Source organism: Rhizobium acaciae, from assembly GCF_025941625.1.
GTDB classification, from domain to species: Bacteria; Pseudomonadota; Alphaproteobacteria; order Rhizobiales; family Rhizobiaceae; genus Rhizobium; species Rhizobium acaciae.
Genome location: NZ_JAPCZO010000003.1, coordinates 279,042 through 302,057 on the forward strand (window position 1 = coordinate 279,042; position 23,016 = coordinate 302,057).

At 61.8% G+C, this 23,016-nt stretch carries 25 protein-coding genes; 8 read left to right on the plus strand and 17 right to left on the minus strand.

Annotation, left to right across the window (positions count from 1 at the left end; all coding sequences use genetic code 11):
• Positions 1-2 precede the first annotated feature (2 nt).
• Entirely contained in the window at positions 3-539 is a 537-nt protein-coding gene (locus OLZ32_RS07110) for a helix-turn-helix domain-containing protein (protein ID WP_264420340.1), read from the minus strand.
• Positions 540-615: 76 nt separating this feature from the next.
• Positions 616-948: an ArsR/SmtB family transcription factor gene (locus tag OLZ32_RS07115; protein WP_017989352.1), complete on the minus strand. Its 333-nt coding sequence runs from the start codon at positions 946-948 to the stop codon at positions 616-618.
• Between the two features lie 69 nt (positions 949-1,017).
• On the opposite strand from OLZ32_RS07115, the gene OLZ32_RS07120 reads away from it, so the two are divergent.
• The 3 genes from OLZ32_RS07120 (at position 1,018) to OLZ32_RS07130 (ending at position 4,988) form a co-directional block, all read left to right on the plus strand.
• Positions 1,018-1,500 carry an SRPBCC domain-containing protein gene (locus tag OLZ32_RS07120; protein WP_003542772.1) on the plus strand — a complete coding sequence of 161 codons (483 nt, stop codon included), beginning with the start codon at positions 1,018-1,020 and terminating at the stop codon, positions 1,498-1,500.
• Positions 1,501-1,637: 137 nt separating this feature from the next.
• Entirely contained in the window at positions 1,638-2,669 is a 1,032-nt protein-coding gene (gene gnd / locus OLZ32_RS07125) for a phosphogluconate dehydrogenase (NAD(+)-dependent, decarboxylating) (protein WP_017989351.1), read from the plus strand.
• 207 nt (positions 2,670-2,876) lie between these two features.
• Positions 2,877-4,988 (plus strand): mechanosensitive ion channel family protein, encoded by a 2,112-nt coding sequence (locus OLZ32_RS07130; protein WP_264420342.1) that lies wholly within the window; start codon positions 2,877-2,879, stop codon positions 4,986-4,988.
• A gap of 6 nt (positions 4,989-4,994) precedes the next feature.
• Here the strand turns inward: OLZ32_RS07130 and OLZ32_RS07135 are convergent, their stop codons facing one another.
• Positions 4,995-5,372 (minus strand): DoxX family protein, encoded by a 378-nt coding sequence (locus OLZ32_RS07135; RefSeq protein ID WP_003542769.1) that lies wholly within the window; start codon positions 5,370-5,372, stop codon positions 4,995-4,997.
• A 237-nt stretch (positions 5,373-5,609) separates the two neighbouring features.
• Here OLZ32_RS07135 and mprF point away from each other — a divergent pair, with 237 nt between their 5' ends.
• Positions 5,610-8,213 carry a bifunctional lysylphosphatidylglycerol flippase/synthetase MprF gene (gene mprF, locus OLZ32_RS07140; RefSeq protein WP_003542766.1) on the plus strand — a complete coding sequence of 868 codons (2,604 nt, stop codon included), beginning with the start codon at positions 5,610-5,612 and terminating at the stop codon, positions 8,211-8,213.
• Positions 8,210-9,592, plus strand: coding sequence for a virulence factor family protein (locus OLZ32_RS07145; RefSeq protein ID WP_264420344.1), 1,383 nt, complete (start codon positions 8,210-8,212; stop codon positions 9,590-9,592). The genes mprF and OLZ32_RS07145 overlap by 4 nt, the downstream gene beginning before the upstream one ends.
• A 25-nt stretch (positions 9,593-9,617) precedes the next feature.
• On the opposite strand, the gene OLZ32_RS07150 is transcribed toward OLZ32_RS07145, so the two are convergent.
• Genes OLZ32_RS07150 through ruvC form a run of 10 tightly spaced genes read right to left on the minus strand, consistent with a single transcriptional unit; the run spans position 9,618 to position 15,244 of the window.
• The gene (locus OLZ32_RS07150) at positions 9,618-10,181 is read right to left on the minus strand and encodes a DinB family protein (RefSeq protein WP_264398404.1); all 564 of its coding nucleotides are present in this window, start codon (positions 10,179-10,181) and stop codon (positions 9,618-9,620) included.
• Between the two features lie 40 nt (positions 10,182-10,221).
• Positions 10,222-10,734, minus strand: a complete 513-nt coding sequence (locus OLZ32_RS07155) for an NUDIX hydrolase (RefSeq protein WP_003542759.1) — start codon at positions 10,732-10,734, stop codon at positions 10,222-10,224.
• Between the two features lie 7 nt (positions 10,735-10,741).
• The gene (locus tag OLZ32_RS07160; RefSeq protein ID WP_264398403.1) at positions 10,742-11,644 is read right to left on the minus strand and encodes a metallophosphoesterase; all 903 of its coding nucleotides are present in this window, start codon (positions 11,642-11,644) and stop codon (positions 10,742-10,744) included.
• Positions 11,645-12,685 carry a Holliday junction branch migration DNA helicase RuvB gene (ruvB, locus tag OLZ32_RS07165; RefSeq protein ID WP_017968121.1) on the minus strand — a complete coding sequence of 347 codons (1,041 nt, stop codon included), beginning with the start codon at positions 12,683-12,685 and terminating at the stop codon, positions 11,645-11,647.
• Positions 12,682-13,080 carry a PIN domain-containing protein gene (locus OLZ32_RS07170; protein WP_264398402.1) on the minus strand — a complete coding sequence of 133 codons (399 nt, stop codon included), beginning with the start codon at positions 13,078-13,080 and terminating at the stop codon, positions 12,682-12,684. The genes ruvB and OLZ32_RS07170 overlap by 4 nt, the downstream gene beginning before the upstream one ends.
• Positions 13,077-13,337, minus strand: a complete 261-nt coding sequence (locus OLZ32_RS07175) for an AbrB/MazE/SpoVT family DNA-binding domain-containing protein (RefSeq protein WP_003542754.1) — start codon at positions 13,335-13,337, stop codon at positions 13,077-13,079. Before OLZ32_RS07175 ends, OLZ32_RS07170 begins: the two co-directional genes overlap by 4 nt.
• 54 nt (positions 13,338-13,391) lie before the next feature.
• Positions 13,392-14,006, minus strand: coding sequence for a Holliday junction branch migration protein RuvA (gene ruvA / locus OLZ32_RS07180; protein WP_003542753.1), 615 nt, complete (start codon positions 14,004-14,006; stop codon positions 13,392-13,394).
• Positions 14,007-14,019: 13 nt separating this feature from the next.
• Complete coding sequence (locus tag OLZ32_RS07185; RefSeq protein ID WP_003542752.1) at positions 14,020-14,439, minus strand: type II toxin-antitoxin system VapC family toxin; 420 nt, start codon at positions 14,437-14,439, stop codon at positions 14,020-14,022.
• On the minus strand, positions 14,417-14,680 hold the full coding sequence (locus OLZ32_RS07190) for an AbrB/MazE/SpoVT family DNA-binding domain-containing protein (protein WP_003542750.1): 264 nt from the start codon (positions 14,678-14,680) through the stop codon (positions 14,417-14,419). Before OLZ32_RS07190 ends, OLZ32_RS07185 begins: the two co-directional genes overlap by 23 nt.
• 54 nt (positions 14,681-14,734) lie before the next feature.
• Entirely contained in the window at positions 14,735-15,244 is a 510-nt protein-coding gene (gene ruvC / locus OLZ32_RS07195; RefSeq protein WP_003542749.1) for a crossover junction endodeoxyribonuclease RuvC, read from the minus strand.
• Between the two features lie 244 nt (positions 15,245-15,488).
• Between ruvC and OLZ32_RS07200 the strand changes: the two genes are divergently transcribed.
• Together OLZ32_RS07200 and OLZ32_RS07205 are read left to right on the plus strand one after the other, a co-directional pair.
• Entirely contained in the window at positions 15,489-17,804 is a 2,316-nt protein-coding gene (locus OLZ32_RS07200; RefSeq protein WP_264420346.1) for a methyl-accepting chemotaxis protein, read from the plus strand.
• Positions 17,805-17,929: 125 nt separating this feature from the next.
• Positions 17,930-18,931, plus strand: a complete 1,002-nt coding sequence (locus OLZ32_RS07205) for an LLM class flavin-dependent oxidoreductase (RefSeq protein ID WP_003542746.1) — start codon at positions 17,930-17,932, stop codon at positions 18,929-18,931.
• A gap of 95 nt (positions 18,932-19,026) precedes the next feature.
• Here the strand turns inward: OLZ32_RS07205 and OLZ32_RS07210 are convergent, their stop codons facing one another.
• A complete protein-coding gene (locus OLZ32_RS07210) occupies positions 19,027-19,773 on the minus strand; it encodes a YebC/PmpR family DNA-binding transcriptional regulator (protein WP_003542745.1) in 747 nt (248 codons plus the stop codon).
• 141 nt (positions 19,774-19,914) lie between these two features.
• On the opposite strand from OLZ32_RS07210, the gene OLZ32_RS07215 reads away from it, so the two are divergent.
• Positions 19,915-20,418: a pyridoxamine 5'-phosphate oxidase family protein gene (locus OLZ32_RS07215; RefSeq protein ID WP_003542744.1), complete on the plus strand. Its 504-nt coding sequence runs from the start codon at positions 19,915-19,917 to the stop codon at positions 20,416-20,418.
• A gap of 138 nt (positions 20,419-20,556) precedes the next feature.
• On the opposite strand, the gene OLZ32_RS07220 is transcribed toward OLZ32_RS07215, so the two are convergent.
• From OLZ32_RS07220 to OLZ32_RS07230, 3 genes are all read right to left on the minus strand, one after another.
• Positions 20,557-21,402, minus strand: a complete 846-nt coding sequence (locus OLZ32_RS07220; protein ID WP_003542743.1) for an MBL fold metallo-hydrolase — start codon at positions 21,400-21,402, stop codon at positions 20,557-20,559.
• 165 nt (positions 21,403-21,567) lie between these two features.
• A complete protein-coding gene (locus OLZ32_RS07225; protein ID WP_003542742.1) occupies positions 21,568-22,392 on the minus strand; it encodes a TIGR00282 family metallophosphoesterase in 825 nt (274 codons plus the stop codon).
• Between the two features lie 3 nt (positions 22,393-22,395).
• Positions 22,396-22,983, minus strand: coding sequence for a 5-formyltetrahydrofolate cyclo-ligase (locus OLZ32_RS07230; protein ID WP_003542741.1), 588 nt, complete (start codon positions 22,981-22,983; stop codon positions 22,396-22,398).
• Positions 22,984-23,016: the final 33 nt, after the last annotated feature.

Here is a 23,016-nt window from a genome sequence, read left to right on the forward strand (position 1 = left end):
GCTCAGCCGATGGTCGTAACAAGGCGGCCGGCGCTGCCATCGGAAAGCATGATCCGTTCCCAGGTCACGCGGCCGGCGACGATCGGCAGCAGCGCATTGCCGTTGGCGCCGGTATCGAGGGTCAACGACGAGAGCCTGCCCTCATGCCAGCCGCGCTCCTCCAGCGACTGCTCGGCGGCGGCGATTTCGGCGGATGCATAAGAGAATAGGGAGCGGCCGAGAAAGGCGCCGAGCGGCGCCCGCCACTCTGCCTGCCGCGGGCGGGAGGCGGAGAGCAGCCGGTGGGTGCGGTCGCAGATCAGATGCACCGGCCGGACGGAATCCTCGACCAGCCGTTTCAGCGCCGTATCGACTGCTGCATATTGCGGTGAGGCGAAAATCCGTTCCAGCTTGATGGACTGCTCGGGCGAGAGAGCGAGTTGATCGCGTTCCCAGCGTGAGACGGTCGTCTGGTTGACGCCGAGGAGTTCGGCGAGGTGTTCCTGCTTCATGCTGCGCAGCAGCCGCATGCGGCGTATGCCGGCGCCCGATATCGTCATCTGCCTGATCCCGTGCCGTTTTGGCCAGCATAAGGCTTCGGCTGGCCGGCCGGCAAGCTGTTGGGCGGCTGGATCATTATTCGGGCTGGCCCTCGAGGTCGCCTTTCAGCCGGTCGAGAATTGACAGGGAATGGCCGGCATAATTGCTGATCCAGCGGTCATAGATGTGCTTGATCGGCAGGCTGTTCAGGTGGTTCCAGCGTTCGCGGCCTTCCTTCCTGGCGATGACCAGGTCAGCCTCTTCCAGCACCTTCAGATGCTGCATCACCGTACAGCGATCCATCTGCGGAAACATCTCGCAAAGGGTCCCCGTGGTTCGGGGGCCATCCTTGAGCAGATCGAGGATTTCGCGGCGGCGATGATGCGCCAGCGCCTTGAAAACGGGATCGTCGGTTGATTCGCTTGACATGTTATATTTTTATAACATAATGGCGCCAAGGACAATGGAACAGACACACTGGAGAAGAGGAGAAGTGTCATGTCTCTCGGAATCCGCATTTCCGGCCGTGTCGGCCGCCCCGTTGCAGAGGTGTTCGATGCCGTCGTCAACCCGAAGAAGCTCAGCAGCTATTTCACCACGATCGGCGGAGCGAGCGCACCGCTCGTGAAGGGCACGACGGTGACCTGGTGGAAGGACGCGCCGGTCGAGGTCGTCGAACTCGTGCCGGAAAGCCGCATCGTGCTGCGCTGGGATGGCGGCACCGGCGAAGACAAGGCGACCTATAAGACGCTGGTGGAGATGAACTTCAAGCCGCTGGAAGACGGCGGCACGCTGGTGACCATCGCCGAGACCGGCTGGCGTGAAGACGATGCCGGCCGGCGCGGCACCTATCTCAATTGCGAAGGCTGGACGCAGATGCTTTGCTGCATGAAGGCCTTCGTCGAATACGGCATCAATCTGCGAGAAGGCATGTTCCTCAGCGAAATGAAGGGTGAGCCGGCCAGCGCGCCTGATGTTTGAACGAGTGCGTCGGTGTCAAGACGATCGGTGGCGCAATCGTCGCATTCGCCAATATCACCGAGACTTCGCTTGCCTGTCACACTGCGGGTGCTAATTTCCGGATTCGATACTTCATTTCGGTTTCCAGGAGATTCATTATGCAGCTTGGCATGGTTGGTTTGGGCCGCATGGGCAATTATATGGTCCAGCGCTTGATGCGAGGCGGTCACGAATGCGTCGTCTACGACGCCAGGCCGGAAAGCGTTGCCGAGCTCGCAGGCCTCGGGGCCACCGGCAGTGCTTCGCTCGCGGAATTCGTCTCGAAGCTCTCCCATCCGCGCGCGATCTGGCTGATGCTGCCGGCGGCGATCGTCGACAAGGTGCTGGCGAGCCTGGTGCCGCTGCTTGAGAACGGCGATATCGTCATCGACGGCGGCAACTCCTATTATCACGACGATATCCGCCGCGGCGCCGACCTTATCACCAAGGGCATCCATTATGTCGACGTCGGCACCAGCGGCGGCGTCTTTGGCCTCGAGCGCGGTTATTGCCTGATGATCGGCGGCGAGAAGGGCATCGTCGAACACCTTTCCCCGATCTTCGCGACGCTGGCGCCCGGCGCCGGCAAGACCGAAGCCTCGCCGAACCGGAGCGCCGAAGCGGCTGCGGTCAGCACAGCGGAACAGGGTTACCTGCATTGCGGCCCGCATGGTGCCGGTCATTTCGTCAAGATGGTGCATAACGGCATCGAATACGGCCTGATGGCCGCCTATGCCGAAGGTATCAATATTCTGAAACATGCCAATATCGGCGCCGCCTCGCACGAGGCCGATGCGGAGACCGCGCCGCTCGCCCATCCGGAACATTTCCAGTATGATTTCAACCTGCAGGATGTCGCCGAAGTCTGGCGCCGCGGCAGCGTGATCACCTCCTGGCTGCTCGATCTCACGGCCGATGCGCTGCATGCCGATCCTGCACTTTCGAAATATGCCGGCCGCGTCTCGGACAGCGGCGAAGGCCGCTGGACGATCATGGCAGCAATCGACGAGAGCGTGCCGACGCCGGTGCTGAGCGCTGCGCTCTACGGTCGCTTCTCCTCGCGCGACAATGACGAATTCGCCAACAAGGTGTTGTCGGCGATGCGCGCGGGCTTCGGCGGTCACGTAGAAAAACCGGCCGCGAAATCCTGAAGGCGAGCGACTTCACTCACAGTTCCGACAAAGCCGTCATCCTGAAATAACGAGCGTACGCTTCGTTTCGAGGCGGCGGCGACGTTGACCTTTCCTAGCCATCGGTATGGTCTTCCTACGGCTTGCTGGCGGCAACGGTCGCGAGTATCCATTGCAAAATGTCGGCGCTGCTTTGCACAAGCGACCGACATTTCATTGGAGGCGGTCATGGAGCGTGGCATGGCGGGGGGCTTGAAGGCCGTCATATTCGGCATACTGGCATTGCTTGCGCTTTTATCGGCGGTTTCGCCTGGCTTTGCCCAGACTCCGCCGGCGCAAGTGCCGGCCGCGGCGGCCCCGCCGGCCGAGGTGCGTCAGATGATGGAACTGATGCAGACTCCTCAGGTCAAACAATGGATGTCGACGCAGATGGCGGCGGCGCCCGCGAGCGATTCGGCGGCCGGCGACCAGATGTCGGTATTGTCAGGTCTGCTCCAGCATGCCCGCCGGCACGTCTCGATGGTCTCCGATGCAGCGATGACACTGCCCTCGCAGGTCGGCCATGCTTCTTCGCTGCTTTTCGGCGAGATCGCCGCCGCCGGCTGGCCGCGCATGGTGGCGCAGTTTCTGGCGATTTTCCTGCTCGGCACCATCGTCGAGCGCATTGCCCGCTATGCCTTCCGCCGCCGTCGCCAGGCGGCGCAGATGGCAGGCATGCATCTCGCCCCGCGCGTCATCCCGGCGCTGATCTTCGCCATGACGACGGCACTTGCTCTTCTCAGCGTCAGCTGGCCGCCGATCAGCCAGAGCATCGCGATCGTTTGCGTTGTCGCGCTCGTGGTCCAGCGTTTCACCATCTGCCTCGGAGGCGTGCTGGTCGATCTCATCGGGCTGGCGCGAGCCGAGGAAGAACGGCAGGAGATCAACGCTCCGATCATGCCGGCGCGTGACGTCGCATTCTTCTGGTATCGGCGCTGTGCGACTTTCGTCATCTATTTCATTTTTGGATGGGCGGTGATCCAGTCGATGGAGCCGCTCGGTTATTCCTCAAGCGTGCGGCTCCTCGTCGGCTATATCCTCGGCATTGGCCTGCTGCTGATCGCGATCGAGGCGGTCTGGTCGCGGCCGCACAAGGACGAGAAGCGTGGTCACGGGACATCCTGGGCACTCACCGTCTATTTCCTGGTGCTCTGGAGCCTTTGGGTCGCAGGCTTCAACTGGCTGCTCTGGCTCGGCATTTACGTGTTGCTGCTGCCGCGCGTGCTTGCCGTCTCGACGATTGCGGTAAAATCGCTGCAGCAGACCGAAGCGAGCTTCCTTGCCACGCGCCGCATTACAGCCGTGCTGCTCGACCGCGGCGTGCGGGCGCTGATCATTGCCGTTGCCGCCATCTGGCTTGGGCATATGCTCGGCGTCGGCGCCGATACGATGGCCGCCGGCGAAACGATGATCGACAAGATCGCGCGCGGCGTGATCGGCGGCATCGTCATCCTGCTTGCCGCCGATCTGCTCTGGCACGTCATCAAGGCCTATATCGACGGCAAGCTGGTTGATTCATCCGTGGATGGCGCAGCAACGGATGAGGAGAAGGCCAAGCGCGCGCGGATACAGACGCTGTTGCCGATCTTCCGCAATATCCTTGCCGTCGTCATTGTCGTCATCGCCGTTCTGATGGTGCTCTCCGGCCTTGGTATCGAGATCGGGCCGCTGATCGCCGGCGCCGGTGTCGTCGGCGTCGCGGTCGGTTTCGGCGCGCAGACGATCGTCAAGGACGTCATCAGCGGCATGTTCTATCTCTGGGACGATGCCTTCCGTATCGGCGAATATATCGAAAGCGGCAGCCACAAGGGCGTGGTCGAGGCCTTCAGCCTGCGCTCGGTGAAGCTCAGGCATCATCGCGGGCCGCTGACGACGGTGCCGTTCGGCGAACTCGGCGCGGTGAAGAACCTCAATCGCGACTGGACGATCGACAAGATCAGCCTCAACGTCAAATACGACACCGATCTCGTCAAGGCGAAGAAGGTGATCAAGCAGATCGGCCAGACTCTGCTCGAAAATCCGGAATTCGGCCCTCATATCATCGAGACGCTGAAGATGAAGGGTGTCGAGCAGTTCGGCGAATTCGCCATCGAAATCCGGCTGTCGATGATGACCAAGCCCGGCGAGCAATTCGTCATCCGCCGCAATGCGCTGGCGATGATCCGCAATGCCTTCCAGGAAAACGGTATCGAATTCGCCGTGCCGACGGTGCAGGTGGCGGGCGACCGCGACGCGGAGGTGGATGCTGCCGTCGCGCGCTACGCCGCGCATGCGCGGGCGAGCAGCGAGCCGGCGGCATGAACCGCCTCACATCGCGCTGGCGGCTGCGATCAGCAGGCCGCCGATGATCGCCATGTTGGTTTTCCATGTATTGATAGCGCTGTCGCGCGCCGTTCCCTGCATGTCCCAGAAATTCAGCAACATGACGGTGGCGGCCAACGTGAAGACGATGAGACCGAATGCCGCTGCCGCGACGAACAGGCCGAGCATCAGCAGGATGCCGGCGACGATCTGGAACATGCTGCCCAAGACCAGCACCCATTTCGCAAAAGGAACGCCGCGGGCTTCGATCGCCTCGGTCAGCGGCACGATGACGAAAAAATGTTGAATGCCGCCAGCGACATAGAGGCCGCCGAGCAGCAGGCGGCCGAGGGCAAGCATCACGAAGGCCGAACCATCCTGCATATCGAACCTTTCTCCCGCGTCTCAACTCTCGATCGAGCGCAAGGCTCTGCCGAAGCTTACGAAAATGCAATGTGCTGCGACGCCCGGCTGCGCAAATTCGCCCCAATTGAGGATGATTGAGGCGCAGGCGGCGGGGCTGGGGTAGCGGCGGCATGGCTTCATAGAGCTTATATGCCTCTCATGTTACGTCATCTGAAATGATTCCCGCCAAGCTGGCAGTTACAGCAGGGTACGAGAATGTCGGGGCACGGCAATTTGGAAGAGATGGAAGAAACGGGCGGGTTTTCTTTTGGTGGGCTATTCAGACGGTACAGAACGCCGCTGTTGGCAGCCGCGTCACTGGTGGTCTTCTGCCTCGTCGGTTACGCGATCATGCAGCTCACCAACGAGGTGCGCTATGACGACGTCGTCGGTGCGCTGGCCGCCACCAGGCCGAGCGCGATCCTGCTTGCGTTGTTCTTCACGGCGCTCAGCTTCCTCGCACTGATCTTCTACGATCTCAACGCCATCGAATATATCGGCAAGAAGCTGCCCTTTCCGCATGTGGCGCTGACGGCGTTCAGTGCCTATGCCGTCGGCAATACAGCCGGTTTCGGCGCGCTCTCGGGTGGTGCGATCCGCTATCGCGCCTATACCCGCCTCGGGCTCTCGCCGGAGGATATCGGCCGCATCATCGCCTTCGTCACGCTGTCCTTCGGATTGGGGCTTGCGGGCGTTGCGGCAATCGCCCTCATCGTCATCGCCGACGAGATCGGCCCGCTGATCGGGGTCAGCGCCTTCCTCCTGCGGCTGATCGCCGGTTCGATCGTCGCCATTCTGGGCGCGGTGATGATTATCGGCCGTGACGGGCGCGTGCTCGATCTTGGGCCCGTGGCAATCCGCCTGCCGGATTCGCGTACCTGGTCGCGGCAGTTTCTCGTCACCGCCTTCGATATCGCCGCCTCGGCGTCGGTACTCTATGTGCTGCTGCCGCAGACGGCCATCGGCTGGCCGGTCTTCCTCGCCGTCTATGCGATCGCCGTCGGTCTCGGCGTGCTCAGTCACGTTCCGGCCGGGCTCGGCGTGTTCGAGACCGTGATCATCGCGTCGCTCGGCAGCGCGGTAAACATCGATGCCGTGCTCGGATCACTGGTGCTCTACCGGCTGGTCTACCATGTGTTGCCGCTGCTGATCGCCGTGCTCGCGGTCTCGGCGGCGGAGCTGCGTCGTTTCGTCGATCATCCCGCCGCCTCCAGCATGCGGCGCATCGGCGGACGGCTGATGCCGCAGCTGTTGTCGGCTCTCGCACTGCTGCTCGGCGTCATGCTGGTGTTTTCAAGCGTCACGCCGACGCCGGACCAGAACCTCGAATTCCTCTCCAACTATCTGCCGCTGCCGATGGTCGAAGGAGCGCATTTCCTCTCCAGCCTGCTGGGGCTGGCACTCGTCGTCGCTGCGCGCGGTCTCGGCCAGCGGCTCGACGGCGCCTGGTGGGTGGCCGTGTTCTCGGCGCTTGCCGCCTTGACTTTGTCGCTGCTGAAGGCGATCGCGCTCGTCGAAGCCGCTTTTCTCGCCTTCCTCATCTTCGGGCTCTTCGTCAGCCGCCGGCTCTTTACCCGCCAGGCCTCGCTGCTCAATCAGGCGCTGACGGCGTCCTGGCTGATGGCGATCGCGGTGATCGTCGTCGGCGCCGTCGTCATCCTGCTCTTCGTCTATCGCGACGTCGAATACAGCAACCAGCTCTGGTGGCAGTTCGAATTCACCGCCGAGGCGCCGCGCGGGCTGCGCGCCGTGCTCGGCATCACCATCATCTCGTCGGCGATCGCCGTTTTCAGCCTGCTCCGGCCGGCGAGCTTCCGGCCGGAGCAGGCGACGGATGAGGCGCTGGCGCGTGCCGTCGAGATCGTCATGAAGCAGGGTAATGCCGACGCCAATCTGGTGCGCATGGGCGACAAGAGCATCATGTTCTCGGAAAACGGCGATGCATTCATCATGTATGGCCGGCAGGGCCGCTCCTGGATCGCGCTGTTCGATCCGGTCGGCGATCATCGCGCCGTGCAGGAACTCGTCTGGCGTTTCGTCGAAGCGGCGCGCGCCGCCGGCTGCCGGGCCGTGTTCTACCAGATCTCACCGGCGCTGCTGTCCCATTGCGCCGATGCCGGCCTGCGCGCCTTCAAGCTCGGCGAACTGGCGGTGGCCGATCTCAGGGCCTTCGAGATGAAGGGCGGCAAATGGGCGAACCTTCGCCAGACGGCAAGCCGCGCCCAGCGCGACGGGCTGGAATTCGCCGTCGTCGAACCGCAGGACGTGTCTTCGGTCATCGATGATTTAGCCGCGGTTTCGACGGCCTGGCTCGAGCATCACAATGCCAAGGAAAAGGGCTTCTCGCTCGGCGCCTTCGATTCCGATTACGTTTCGTCGCAGCCGGTCGGCATCCTGAAAAAGGACGGCCGGATCGTCGCCTTCGCCAATATCCTCGTGACCGAATCCAGGCAGGAGGGCACGATCGATCTCATGCGCTTCTCGCCGGACGCGCCCAAGGGCTCGATGGACTTTCTCTTCGTGCAGATCATGGAATATCTGCGCGGGCAGGGTTTCACCCACTTCAATCTCGGCATGGCACCTCTCTCCGGCATGTCGAAACGCGAGGCGGCACCCGTCTGGGACCGCATCGGCAGCACCGTCTTCGAACACGGCGAGCGCTTCTATAACTTCAAAGGCCTTCGGGCATTCAAATCCAAGTTTCATCCGCACTGGCAACCGCGCTATCTTGCGATCTCAGGAGGGGGCAATCCGATGATCGCGTTGATGGACGCGACATTTCTGATTGGGGGCGGATTGAAAGGGGTAGTGAGAAAATGATCAGGACAATCCTTCTTGCCACGGCATGCGCCTGCATGCTCGCGGCCGCACCGGCGACCGCTGCCGAGGAGACCACGCAGAGCTTCGAAACCGGGCTCATTCCGTCGCCGCACATCTTCCTGCCGGAAGGGGAGGTGAAGGGCACTGTGATGCTGATCTCGGATGCGGCCGGCTGGGGCGACTATGAGAAGGGCGAAGCCGACAGGTTGGTCGCCGAAGGTGCCGTCGTCATCGGCGTTGACTTTCCATCCTATATCCAGGCGCTCAACCAGTATGACGTCAGCCTTAACGACGGCTGCGTCTATATGGTCTCGGACATCGAATCGCTGAGCCAGCAGGTGCAGCGCGCGACCGGCAACAACGCCTATCACCTGCCGATCGTCGCCGGCATCGGCGAGGGCGGGGCCTTGGCGCTGGCGATCGCCGCGCAAACGCCGGATGCGACGATCGGCCAGACACTTGCCGTTAATCCTGTCGCCGGCATTCCGCTTGCCAAGGAGCTTTGCACGCCGGCGTCCAAGCAGGTGGTTGGCGAACGCACCATCTATGGCCTCAGCGACGGCGTCCTGCCGGACCCGATCATTACAGTCTTCACGCCTGATGCCAACAAGGATGGCCGGGCGCATACCGAGGCGCTGAAGAAGGCCCATGACGAGATCGAGATCCGCGATTCCACCGACGATGCGCAGACGGCGTTTGCCGATACGCTCGACGATCTCGTCACCGCCTCCGGCGCCTTCGGCAACCCGCTTGGCCTGCCGCTGGCGGTGCTCGAGGCGACGCCCGCCCTCGACACGATGGCGGTAATTTATTCCGGCGACGGCGGCTGGCGCGACATCGACAAGGAAGTCGGCGGCACGCTGCAGAAGGAAGGTATTCCGGTCGTCGGCGTCGATTCGCTCCATTATTTCTGGTCGGAGCGCAAGCCGGAGGAGACCGCCGCCGATCTTTCGAAGATCATCGATTTCTATCGCAAGCAGTGGAAGGTGAAGCACGTGCTGCTCGTCGGTTATTCCTTCGGCGCCGATGTCGTGCCCGCCACCTACCAGCTCCTCAAGCCAGCCGAAAAGTCGGCGGTGGCGCAATTGTCGCTGCTGTCGCTTTCGCACCAAGTCGACTACGTCATCTCTGTTCTCGGCTGGCTCGGCCGGAAGACGGAAGGGGCGGGAGGCGATCCTGTCGGCGATCTGAAGAACATCGATCCGAAGCTCGTGCAATGCATCTACGGCAAGGACGACGATGACGATGTCGCCTGTCCGGCGCTGAAGGATAGCGGCGCCGAGGTCATCGAACTGCCCGGCGACCATCATTTCGACGAGAATTATGACCTTCTCACCAAGACGATCATCGACGGGCTGAAGAGACGGCTGCAGGACTAAAGCGCCGTGCGCCCGATAGGACGCGCTAGCGCATCATCGTCTCTTCGTTCCAACCGAGATCTGTAAGTTCCCGGCTGCGAAACCTCGCATCGTCAGCGACGATGAATTCGTCGAGCTGCGGCGGGGCGACACTGGTGCCGGAGAGCATCGCATGCACCTGGCCGCGATGATGGGTCTGATGCTGGAAGAGATGGCTAAGCACGTCTTCCATCCGCTCCTGCTGGATGCGGGCGCCGCGGTGGAGGCTGACGGTGGAGACCAGCCTTTCCGGCGTCAGAGCCTCGCAAAGCGTCGTCAGCCGCTGATCGACCCTCGCCTGCGCTGCGGCCAGCGATGCGAGATCGTCGAACGGCTCGTCGACCTCGAAGGCCTTGAGCCCGAGAGTGCCGCCTTCCAGACCGTCGACATAGAACCAGTCGACGGTGATGATGTGGTTCAAGGTTTCCTTGATCGAGGGGAAGAAGCTCGTGCGCGGCGCTTCGAATTCGCCGGCCTTCAAAGTCGCGCAGCCCTGAAGCAGACGATGGTTGGCAAGGGCGTTGTTATAGGCGAGTTTGCGAAACGCCCTCGTGGGATCGAAGGTCGGCATCGGGCTTCTCCTCATCAAGCTCTTTTGGAAGGGGTTTCCGTCAGTTCTTTTTATCGAGATTGCCGTCGCGCCAGACGAGATGACGTGCTGCAACGGGCAGTACCTCGATTTCATCGGCGATGAAATAGGGTGGGATGTCGAGTTCGATCAAGGCCTTGCGCGTCGCCGGCACCCATTTGAATTCGAGATGATTGTCGCCGTCCTCGACCCGATGGATGATCTCGCCCGGTTTGAAGGGGAATTCCGGCGGGATTTCCATCAGGTAATAGAAGCCGAGTTCATGCCAGTCGCGCTTTTCATAGTGGAAGAAATTCTCGACCATCCACAGCAGGCGGTGGACGATCACCTCAACGCCCAGTTCCTCCACCATTTCGCGCTTCAGCGTCTCTTCCGACGTTTCGCCGATTTCTGCCCGACCGCCCGGAAAAGTCCAAAAGGGTTCATGCACGGCGCGATGAACGAGCACGTGCCCGTCACGAAAGCCGAGGCCGGCGATGCGGTAGTTGAAACGCAGACCGCCCGCCTTCAGGCGGATGTGAGTACGCTTGGCCATGCCGTACTTATCCAAGATCGATAACGACAATTTCCGGCGGCACGCCGAAGCGCACCGGTGCGATGGAGCAGCCGAGGCCACCGGAAACGATGATATTACGCCCCTCCTCGATCATATGGCCATAGGCGTAGCGGTTGCCGTAACGCGAGGGGACGACCGGCGAACGGCCGAGGAGGCGGATCTGTCCGCCATGCGTGTGGCCCGATAGCGTCAGCGACACGCGCTCCGGCACGCGGGGAAAGATATCGGGCTCATGGGCGAGCAGAATGACGGGCGCATCGTCCGTCACCTGAGCCATCGTTCCATCGAGATCGTCGAGGCCGAGCATCTGCGTGCGGCCCCACTTCCGGCCGGGCAGCAGCGCCAGTTGATCTTCGAGGCCTGCGAGCCAGAAGCCGCGGCCATCCTTTTCGAGTCGAACGGCGCGGTTGCCATAGACCGGGATGCCGACGTCGGCGAGGGCTCGGTGTCCAAATGTTTCCATTCCGCCGTTCTTCTGAGCGGTCCTGTCCTCCCACCAATCGTGGTTGCCCATGACCGCATGGACGCCGAGAGGGGCCTGCAAGGTGGCGAGCGCCTTCGACCATTGGCTCGAATGCACGTACTGCGTCACCATGTTCATGCCGGCGGCATAATCGCCGAGCAGGACGGTGACATCGCCTTCGAGTTCATTTGCCGTGCGGCAGATCGCGGCAATGCGGCTTGCCGACATCCAGGGTTCGCAGGCGTGGAGATCGGCGAGCGCAACGACGCGCAGTTTGAGCCCCGGGGTCCATCCCGGCGGCGTCAGCTGATAGCGGGTGATGGCGAGCCGCGCGAGCGGTTCATAGGCGAAGGCATAACCACCGAGCGACATGACGCCTGCGACACCGCCGCCCAGAACCTTGAAAAATCCGCGGCGGGTGATCACTCAGTTGTCCTCCTGGAACAGCCGGAACTGCGCAGCCTCCATATCCTTGGGTGGTTGCATTCCCAGATGTTTCCACGCGATTGCGGTCAGAACACGGCCGCGTGGCGTGCGCTGGATGAAACCCTGTTGGATCATATAGGGCTCGATGATGTCCTCGATCGCGTCACGCGGCTCGGACAGGCCGGCGGCAATGGTTTCGATGCCGACCGGGCCGCCGCCGAAATTGACGGCGATCATGTTGAGGTAACGTTTGTCGAGCTGGTCGAAGCCGACATTGTCGACCAGCAGGCGGGTTAGTGCCTCGTCGGCGATCTCGCGGGTGACGGCTTCCGCCCTTGCCACCTCGGCGAAGTCACGCACGCGCCGCAGCAGCCGGCCGGCGATGCGCGGGGTGCCGCGGGCGCGTCTTGCGATCTCGCGGGCGCCCTCCTCGGTGATCGGCAGGTTCATCAGCCGCGCGCCGCGGCGCACGATCAGTTCAAGCTCCTCGACGGTATAGAAGCTCAGGCGCACCGGAATGCCAAAACGGTCGCGCAGCGGCGTCGTCAACAGGCCGAGGCGGGTGGTGGCCGCCACCAGGGTGAATTTCGACAGGTCGATCTTCACCGAGCGAGCGGCAGGCCCTTCCCCGATGATGAGGTCGAGCTGGAAATCTTCCATGGCCGGATAGAGGATTTCCTCGACGGCCGGATTGAGGCGATGGATCTCGTCGATGAAGAGCACGTCGCGCTCCTCGAGATTGGTGAGCAGGGCAGCGAGATCGCCAGCCTTGGCAATAACAGGGCCCGACGTCGAGCGAAAGTTGACGCCGAGCTCTTTGGCCATGATCTGCGCCAGCGTCGTCTTGCCGAGGCCGGGCGGACCGACGAAGAGCACATGGTCCAGCGCTTCGCCGCGGTTTTTCGCCGCCTCGATGAAGACCTTAAGATTGGCGCGCGCTTCCGCCTGGCCGGTGAACTCGTCCAGCGATTGCGGGCGCAACGTGATATCAAGGTCTTCGCCCCGCTTTTCCGGCGATATTAGGCGGGCGGATTCGCTCATGTCAAAAGTTCCATTCCAGGTATGGTTTTTGCGGCTTGGGCATCGAATGTCCTGGTTGTCACGCAGCCCGCATCACGATTACGAAGGGCGATGAAGATATCTGCAAATTCTGCATTCGTCCGCACCATGATTGCGAGCGTCTCCTCGACTACTCTTTCATCTTCAAGGATCAGGTCGGCCGAGTCCAACAAGTCCGAAATCGCCTCCATGATCTGTTCTCTCTTCAGCTTGATCCGTTGCCTCAAGAACCACGCGCATTCCATCAGCGTGATGCAACTGATATAGCCGGGTGCCGTGTCGGACAGGCTCGCGAAGAGCGTTGTAACCTTCTCCGTCTGGACGACATCGTCTTTCAGGAGGAAGCGCAGCATAATATTGGTGTCGAGGGCAATCATCTTGCACTAATCACGTGATCGGCGATGGCTTCCCCAATCGCCTCGTCCATTTGTGTCAAAGTGATCGTCGGTCGGTTCGGATCGTGAAATTTGCCTGCAAGGTCGATGGCGCGCTTGTTTTTGGCTTTCATGATGATTTCGCCATCGCGATTGATGTAGCGGATCCTGTCGCCGGACTTCAGATTTAGCAATTCACGAACTTCAGCCGGAATTGTTGTCTGGCCCTTCGATGTCATCGTACCGTAGTAGATATTCATGCGGATCTCCTTACCATTCGAGTTTAGTAAGGAATTGCGATATATTCAAGGAGCTCACCGCGCCAGTTCCTTCAGCCCCAACCTGATCAGCTTGGCGCTGTCGGCGCCATCGCCCGCCGTCTTCATGGCCGCGGCAACCGCATTTGCCGCCTGGTCGCGGGAGTAACCGAGGTTGGTCAGCGCGGATACCGCGTCGGCGACAGGCGCGGCCGCGACCCCTTCGCCGAGTTCCTGCTTGAGGGCGATATTGATCGCTTCCCCGGCAAAGGCCGGCGCCCGGTTCTTGAGTTCGGTGACGAGGCGCATGGCCACCTTGGGACCGACGCCCGGGGCACGGGAGACGGCGGTGCGATCCTGCAGGGCGATCGCATTGGCGAGTTCGCCTGGGGTCAGCGTCGAGAGCACGGCGAGCGCTACTTTGGCGCCGACGCCCTGAACGCTCTGGAGCAGGTTGAACCATTCCCGCTCCAGCGCGGTCATGAAACCGAAGAGCTTCAGCTGATCCTCGCGCACATAGGTCTCGATGAACAGCACGCAGGCCTCACCAGTCGAGCCTAGCTTGGATAGGGTGCGGGCCGAACAATGGGCGACGTAGCAGACGCCGTGCACGTCGACGAGCACATAGTCTTCGCCGATCTCGTCTATGGTGCCTTTCAGCTTGCCGATCATGGGTCGCGGTCTCTCAAGGATGCGTTTCGGGAGAAATGATGTCCAACTCAGGGAAATAGGAGCGGTAGCGCGCGCCATCGCGCGTCAGAAGGCGGTGCGATCGAACGAGGGCGTGCGCCCCGATGAAAAAATCCGGCAGGGTGCGCTCGCGCAGGCCGCCGCTTCTCCGGTACTGCGCATGTGCCATGCCGGCCCGGTAAGCGGCGGGAAACGGCAGGGCCTCGCGGATCAGGTTTAGCCGCGACAGGAGAAATGCAAGGGTTTCCTCGCGCGGGGTCATGCTTGCCAGCTCCGCCCAGACGACCGGTGTCATGATGAATTGCGAATCCGGACGCAATACGCTCAACGCCCGCGCGGACCATTCCCTGAAAGGATTATCCGGCCCGAAAATATCGATGAAGATGTTCGTATCAACGAGGACTGAGGTCGTCACGTGGTCCCCTCAACCATTCCATGAATTCATCGGTCGTCATGCCGCTGGTGTCGAAGGTTCCGCTCATACTGCCGAGCCAGGATTCAAAATCGTCCTGTGATGGCTCTATCCTGCTGGATAGGACAACGAGGCGGGCACCCTTTTCATCGGCAACGAAATCCACTTCGGATCCGGGGCCGATCTTCAAACGGTCTCGGATGTCCTTGGGAATGGTCACCTGGCCTTTTTCCGTCACGCGCATGGTAATACCTCCGAGGTATTACTTATCATCGAATGGGAACAAGTCAAGAACAGATTAGCCGGCCAGCGCCTGCCGCATCCGGTTGCTGCCGCGATTATGCGCATGGCAGATGGCGATCGCCAGGGCGTCGGCGGCGTCGTTGCCCTTGAATTCGACCTTCGGCATCAGGATCTTCAACATCATGTGGATCTGCTGTTTTTCGCCATGGCCGACGCCGATGACGGCCTTCTTCACGGCGTTCGGGGCATATTCGGAGACCGGCAGCCCGGCGCGTGCCGGCACCAGCATGGCAATGCCGCGGGCCTGGCCAAGCTTCAGGGTCGCCACCGCATCCTTGTTGACGAAGGTCTGTTCGACGGCGGCCTCATCCGGCTTATAGCTGTGGACGATCTCCGCCAGGCCGTCATGCAATTGGCAAAGGCGGGAGGCAAGGTCCATATCGCCATCAGAGGTCACGGTTCCGGATGCCACAAACCGCAGGGAATTGCCTGATGTCTCGATGATTCCCCAGCCGGTGCGGCGAAGCCCGGGATCGATGCCGACGATGCGAATCGTATTTTGCATGGTTCAACCTATAGCGATTGCGAAATAACTGCCATTGATATGTGAACAAAACAAAAACATTCCCGGATTTCGGCCCTGCCATTTACCGCGAATTAAAACAGATGCCCGAATTCTAGTCATCGAATACGAGAGGGCTTCTTTTCGCGAAGATTTAAGCCCCCGATGTTGTGTTTATAGGTCAGTTGATCAGGCATGCGCTGCGTGCCCGCGCTTGGCAGGCGCGTTCAGAAGGGGTTCGTTGTACATGGCTCGGAGATTTCAATCCCTGTCCTTTAAGGTCATCGCCACATTCATTCTGCTGACCGTGCTGTCGATCGCGGTCATCGATGTGCTTGCCTATTTCGCCAGCAGCCGCATTTCCGACGAGCAGGCGCTGAAGGCCAAGGAAAGCGTGCTGATCTTTCGCGGCGACATGCTGCAGGACCAGCTGACGCAGCTTGAAAACCAGGCCAACTCCATCGCGCGCATCGAGGCGCTGCAGATGTCGATCACCAATCTGAAGAGCGGCTGGAAGACCATCGAGAAGACTGCGGGCGATGCCCGTGCCGAGCTGAAGAAGGTTTTCATAGCAGGCAATCCCAACCCCGCCGACCAGCGCGAGAAGCTCATCAAGCCGGAAGGGCCGAGCGGCTTTTATTATTCGAGCCACGAGAAGACGCAGGGCGAAGTCGCCCGGGACCTCGAGGACACCGCCTTCAGCGATCTGCTGATCGTCGATCTCGAGGGTACCGTGCTCTATTCCTACAAGAAGGAAGATGATTTCGCCGAGAACCTGAAGTCGGACGCCTGGAAGGCGACCGGCGCCGGCATCGCTTTCGCAAAGGCGATCGAGAATACCGCCAAAGCGACCGATGACGCCGCGCCGACAGGCTTTTCCGGCCTTCGCGTCGATGCCGGCAGCGGCAAGTCGGCGATCTTCTATGCCGTGCCGATCGTCAAGCTTGGGGCGGCCAAGGGCATCATCCTCTTCAAGGTGCGCGACGAGATCGTCACCGGCATCCTCGCCAAGGGCATCGTCCAGGGCAGCACGGCGCGGGCGGCGATCGTCTCCGGCGATGGCTCCGCCGTCGGGCTCGACGGAAGCGGCAAGCTTGCGACGCTCGATGCGACGCCATTCACCTTCATCAAGAGCGCGCTTGCCAGTTCGGCGATGACAGTTGCCGATTTCGACCGGGCGGATGGTGCGGCTCGTGCCTATGTCCGCGGCATCGACTATCGCGGCGACCGCTTCCTCGTGGTCGAGAGTGTGCTCTTGAGCGAGCTCAATGCCGGCTCGATCGAGATCGCCACCCTGCTGACGATGATCGGCATCGGCGTGCTCGTCGTCATGGCGATCACGACCGGGCTCGTCACCAACTTGCTGTTTTCGCCGCTCGCGCGGCTTGCCGGCGTCACCCGCGATGTCGCCGACGGCAAGCTCGACAGCGAGATCGGCAGCCTGAACCGCAAGGACGAGATCGGCACGATGGCCAACGCGCTCGACCGCTTTCGCCACTCGCTGATCGAAAGCCGCGAGCTCGAAGCCGCCAGCGAAGAGACCCGCCTGCAGGCCGAGCAGGACCGCCAGCAGAATCTGGCCGAGCGTGAGGCCGAAGCGAAAACGCTGCAGCAGGTGGTCGAGGCGATTGACGAGGGCCTGCATCATCTGGCGAGCGGCGATCTCGCCTATCAGATCGATACCCGCTTCCCGAACGAGCTTGAAAGCCTGCGCGTCAATTTCAACGAGGCGCTGGCGACGCTCAGCGAAACCATGACGGCCATCGGCGGCAACTCGATGGCGGTGCGCGCCGGCTCCGAGGAGATGCGCACCGGCGCCGACGAACTTGCCGGGCGCACCGAGCGCCAGGCCGGCTCGATCACCGAGACGGCGAATGCGATCAGCGCCATCACACAGTCGGTCCGCCGGCAGATCGAGCGAGCCGAGCAGGCCGAGCGCATCGCCCGCGACGCCAAGAAGGAGACGACCGGCTCAGGCCAGATCATGCGCGAGACGATCGCGGCGATGGAGGCAATCCAGGCCTCCTCGCGCCAGATCAACACGATCATCTCCGTCATCGACGACATCGCCTTCCAGACTAACCTCCTGGCGCTCAATGCCGGCGTCGAGGCGGCGCGCGCCGGTGAATCCGGCAAGGGCTTCGCCGTCGTCGCGATGGAAGTGCGTGAGTTGGCCCAGCGTTCGTCGAGTGCGGCCAAGGAGATCTCCAGCCTGCTGCAGAAATCGACGCATGAGGTCGAAAGCGGCGTTACCCTTGTGGAAAAAGCGGGCGTCGCCCTGACGGGTATCGGTGCCCATGTCGAGGCGATCAACGGGCAGATCAACGAGATCATGAGTGCGACCCGCGAGGAGGCCAATACGCTGCGCGAGATCAATAGCGCCGTCGCCGAACTCGACGCGATGACGCAGCAGAACGCCTCGATGGTCGAAGAGACGACGGCGGCGATCCACCGGCTGGCGACGGAAGCCCTGGAAATGGACCGCCAGCTCGGCAATTTCACGCTGCCGCCCGGCCACCGCCAGCCGATCGCCGAGGTACATGTGCTGCGCCGTCACCGATAAACGATCGCTTGTGACATTGCAGAAGGGTCGCGCTCGCGCGGCCTTTTTGTTTGCGCGCATGGTTTGGAATGGTGCGGGCGCGAACCTACATAGACGGCATCGTTCAACTGCCCGGCAGGTTTCCCATGGTTCCCTTCTCCATACTCGACCTTTCCCCCGTTGCCGAAGGCAGCACCGTGCGCCAGTCCCTCGAGGGCTCGGCGCGGATGGCTGTGAAGGCCGAGGAATTCGGTTACAAGCGCTTCTGGCTTGCCGAACATCACGGCATGCCGGGGATCGCCAGTGCTGCCACATCAGTCGTTATCGGCCATGTCGGAGCTGCGACAAAGCGCATCCGCATCGGCTCCGGCGGCATCATGCTGCCCAATCATTCGCCGCTGGTCATCGCCGAGCAGTTCGGCACGCTGGAGGCGCTCTTCCCCGGCCGCATCGATCTCGGCCTCGGGCGCGCACCGGGAACGGACATGCGCACGGCACAGGCGCTGCGGCGTAACCTCGAGGCCGGCGCAAACAGCTTCCCGAACGACGTGGTGGAACTGCAGCAACTCCTCGATACGCCGGTCGAGAACCAGGCGATCCTCGCAGTTCCCGGCAATGGTTCACATATCCCGATCTGGCTGCTCGGCTCCAGCCTCTACAGTGCCCAGCTTGCCGGCATGCTGGGCCTTCCCTATGCCTTCGCCTCGCATTTCGCGCCCGACATGCTGCTCGATGCGATCGCGATCTACCGCGACCGCTTCCAGCCCTCGGCGACGCTCGACAAGCCCCATGTGATGGTCGGCGTGATGGGCGCGGTGGCGGCGACGGACGAGGAGGCACGCTACCATTTCACCTCCGCAGAGCAGCAGTTCGTCAATCTGCGCCGCAATGTCCGCGGCCCGTTCCCGCGTCCGGTGGCCGATATGGCGGACTTCTGGTCGCCGATGGAAAAGATGAATGTCGAACACACGCTGCGTTATGCCGTGGTCGGCTCGCCGAAGACGGCGGAGGCGAAACTGACGGAGTTTCTACAGGAAACGCAGGCCGACGAGGTGATCATCTCGATGCCGATCCACGACATCGAGGCGCGGCTGAGGTCGGTGGAGCTTTTTGCGGGGCTGGGAAATTTCATGCGAGCCGCCGCTTAGGATCTACGCAAGGCGCACTCCGACGGCGCCATCTTCCCGGCAAGAAAAAACCCGGCGTTGCGGCCGGGTTTTTATTTGACCCCTGCCTGCGGAGATCAGGCCGAGAGCTTCGCCAGCACTTCTTCCGAGACTTCGAAGTTGGAATAGACGTTCTGCACGTCGTCATCGTCTTCCAGGCTGTCGATGAGTTTCAGCAGCGACTGAGCTTTTTCCTCGTCTACCGGGACGTTGTTCTGGGCGCGCCATATGGCCTTGACGGTTTCGGCTTCGCCGAGGCTCGATTCCAGCGCTTTCGCCACTTCGCCGAGGGCTTCGAAAGCGCAGGTGATGTAGTGGCCGTCTTCGTCGGACTCGACGTCGTCAGCGCCGGCTTCGATCGCGGCTTCCATCACCTTGTCGCCATCGCCGACGGAAAGCTTGTAGGTGATTTCGCCGACATGGTCGAAGGAGAAGGAAACGGAGCCGGTTTCGCCAAGAGCGCCGCCGGCCTTGGTGAAGCTCGAGCGGACGTTGGAGGCGGTGCGGTTGCGATTGTCGGTCAGGGCCTCGACGATGATCGCCGTGCCGCCGGGGCCGTAGCCCTCATAGCGGACTTCATCGTAGTTTTCGCCGTCGGCACCGGCTGCCTTCTTGATGGCGCGGTCGATATTGTCCTTCGGCATGGACTGGGCCTTGGCGTTCTGGATTGCCAGGCGAAGGCGGGCGTTCATCGTCGGGTCGGGCAGGCCGGCCTTGGCGGCAACGGTGATTTCGCGCGCAAGCTTGGAGAACATTTTCGACCGCACGGCATCCTGACGGCCTTTGCGGTGCATGATGTTTTTAAACTGTGAATGGCCAGCCATGGCACCCCTGTTCACGTCTCATTGTTCGGAATGGGCCGCCTTATAAGAGCGAAACGGCACCCGTTCAAGGAAAAAGCAGTCGGGAACAAAGGCGAGGGGGTGACGTTTCAACCGAACTCCATCCAACGGAAAGGAACGATCATGGCAAGTCTCAGTGAGGCGCAGGAACATCCAGCACGTCAGCTCTGGGATCAGGTCAACGGTGTTCATGCCGGCATGCTCGGAATTTCCGGACTGGACATGCACATGCAGCCGATGGCGCCGCATGCCGATCCCACCACCAACACCATCTGGTTCTACACCAAGACCGACGCCGACATCGTGCGCGCCATCAAGCCCGGCAGCCGCGCGCATTTCTGCGTCATCGGCAAGGATCACGACTATCACGCCTGCCTCGCCGGTGTGATCGAGGTGCATCCTGACCCCTCCAAGATCGAGGAATATTGGAGCTCGATCGTCGCGGCCTGGTATGACGGCGGCAAGAAGGACGCCAAGCTCACCATGCTGTCCCTCCATGTCGACGATGCCGAGATCTGGGTTTCCACGGGCAACAAGCTGAAATTCGGCTGGGAGATCGCCAAGGCCAATCTCGACGACGACAAGATGCCGGATGTCGGCATTAAGCGCCATCTGCAGTTCGCTTGATGCGCGAGGCTCCTGCAATAATTCCTTAAATCGGAATCGATTTAAGGATAAAATTATGCAGCAATTCAAAGTGCTACAGCGTCCTTTGCGCGTCTGAAAAGACGCGCGGCGCTGCAGAAGGAAAACCGCCGGGCCTTTTTACTGCACGCCCTTCAACACATAGATCAGCGGCTTTTTCGGCAGCGTGCGCATCGAGACGGTGATGCTGTCATCGGGCGCATTGGCGACGTCGAAATCCTTGCCGAACATCGAGACGAAGGCTTCGACCGGCGGGCCGCGCCGGTGCATCGGCAGGATCAGCGACGAGCGTAGCCGCTTGATGACGCGGCTCATGCTGTCGGCGCCCATGGTCAGGCCGCCATCGACGGGGACCATGACGATGTCGAGCCGGCCGATCTCGGTATAATGGGCATCCGTCAGCTCATAGTGAAGGTGGCCGAGATGGCCGATGCAGAGGCCGGCGATCTCGAAGATGAAGATGGAATTGCCGTTCTCATGCGCGCCGCCGAGGCCGTAGCTGAAGCGGATATCCGTGGGGACGTTGCGTATATAAGCGTCGCCGACGACGAGATTGATATCGGCCTTCTCGCCCGGAATGTCGCTCCACCCATGCAGCACATGTTTGATGCCGGGATCGGGGGTCAGGGTATAGTGGGTCGTGTGCGCCTTGTTCATGGTCACGACATCGGGCGGTGTTGCCGGCCTGTACCAGCCATTATAGTCGGTCGCGATAACGATACCGCCGGGCGTATCGATCTCGAAGGTCGAATGGCCGAGGAAGGTCAGTTTGACGTCCTCGCCCTCGGAGACGGCAGGCACCAGCGGCGGGGCGCCGGAAAAGCTTGCGAAGGTCACCTTGGGGATGGTTTGCGCGATCGCCTGGCACTGGCTGACCGGCGGCCGCTGCTCTTGCGCCCCGGCAAGATTCGGCACGGCGAAGGCCGTAAGGCATGCGATAGCGAGGACAAGATATCGCGGCTTCATGCCACCCCTCCGGCGCTCTATCACCCTTCGATCGGCGCATAACCCCGAAAATCGATTCCGATTTTCGGGGTTATGCGCGAGTGGCGGGGAGGATGCGGCATGAGGCCGCAGGGGTCCAGACGGCGGATGCTCACAATTGCGTGTTGGATGGCCGCCCGTCGCCCCTTACCGCCAGAACTCCGGCACCGTTTCGGCCAGCCGCGGCCCGAGTCGGAGCGGCGCAATCTTTTCGGCAAGTCCTGTGGTATCCGAGATCTCCACGCCGACGCCGCAGATCGTCGCGGGGCCGTTGGCTGCCTCCATGCGGCCCTTCGGCATCTTGGAGATGAAGCGATTGAGCGGCTCCTCCTTGTCCATGCCGAGGGAGGAGTCGTAGTCGCCGCACATGCCGGCATCCGACAGATAGGCCGTGCCGCCGTTCAGGATCTGTGCGTCGGCGGTCGGCACATGTGTGTGGGTGCCGACGACGAAACTGGCGCGGCCGTCGACGAAATGGCCGAAGCACTGCTTCTCGCTGGTCGCCTCCGCATGGAAATCGAAGATGATCGCATCGGCCTGTTCCTTCAGCGGGCAGGCGTCGAGGATGACCTCAGCCGATTTGAAGGGGTCGTCGAGTTCGGGATGCATGAAGACCCGGCCCATGACGTTGGCAACGAGCACACGCGCGCCGTTCCTGGCATAGAAGAGGCCGGAGCCTCGGCCGGGCGTGCCCTGCGGATAGTTGGCGGGACGCAGGAATTGATCGTGGCGGCCGGCAAAAGCGACGGCTTCCTTCTGGTCCCAGACGTGATTGCCGGTCGTCACCACATCGGCGCCGGCATTGATCGTTTCCAGAAAAATGTCCTCGGTGATGCCGAAGCCGCCAGCGGCGTTCTCGCCGTTGACGACGACGAAATCGAGCTTGAGGTCGGAGACCAGACCCGGAAGGCGATCCCAGACCGCCGTGCGTCCCGTCTTGCCGACCATGTCACCCAGAAAAAGCAGCCGCATTCCCTATCCAATCCAAGAGGCAAAAAAGCGAAGGCCGCTTTCTGTCAGGATGGCATCCAGGCTTATGTCGTGCGGCTCGTCGGGCACATGTGCCACTTCCTGGCAGTCGAATGCAATGCCGATCAGCTTCGGATGCAGGCCTTTTTGCCTTAGCCGGCTGATGGCGCGGTCGTAGTGGCCGGCGCCGTAGCCGATGCGGTGGCCGCGGGCATCGAAGGCCGAAAGCGGCACCAGCATGATATCGGGATCGAGAATGGCGGCATCCGAGCTCGGGCCGACCGTGCCGAAACCGGTATCGACGAGCGGTGCACCCTCCGCCAGCTCGCGAAAGACGATCGTCTGCCGATCGAGGATCGCCGGCACGCAGAGCCGCGCCCCGCGTACGGCAAAGCGCGCCATCAGCGGCCTGAGATCGACTTCAGAACGGATCGGCAGGAAGCCGGAGACGATCGTATCCAGCGCAAAACCGACGGCCTCGCCGGCATGGTCGGCCATTGCTAGGCTTTTGGCGGCACGTTTCTCGGCGGGGATGGCGTCGCGGGCGGACAGCCGTTCGTTGCGCAGCTGCGCTTTCAATTCTCTAGAGGTCATTGGATCTGCCGGTTCTGAGAGATTTACCCGAGC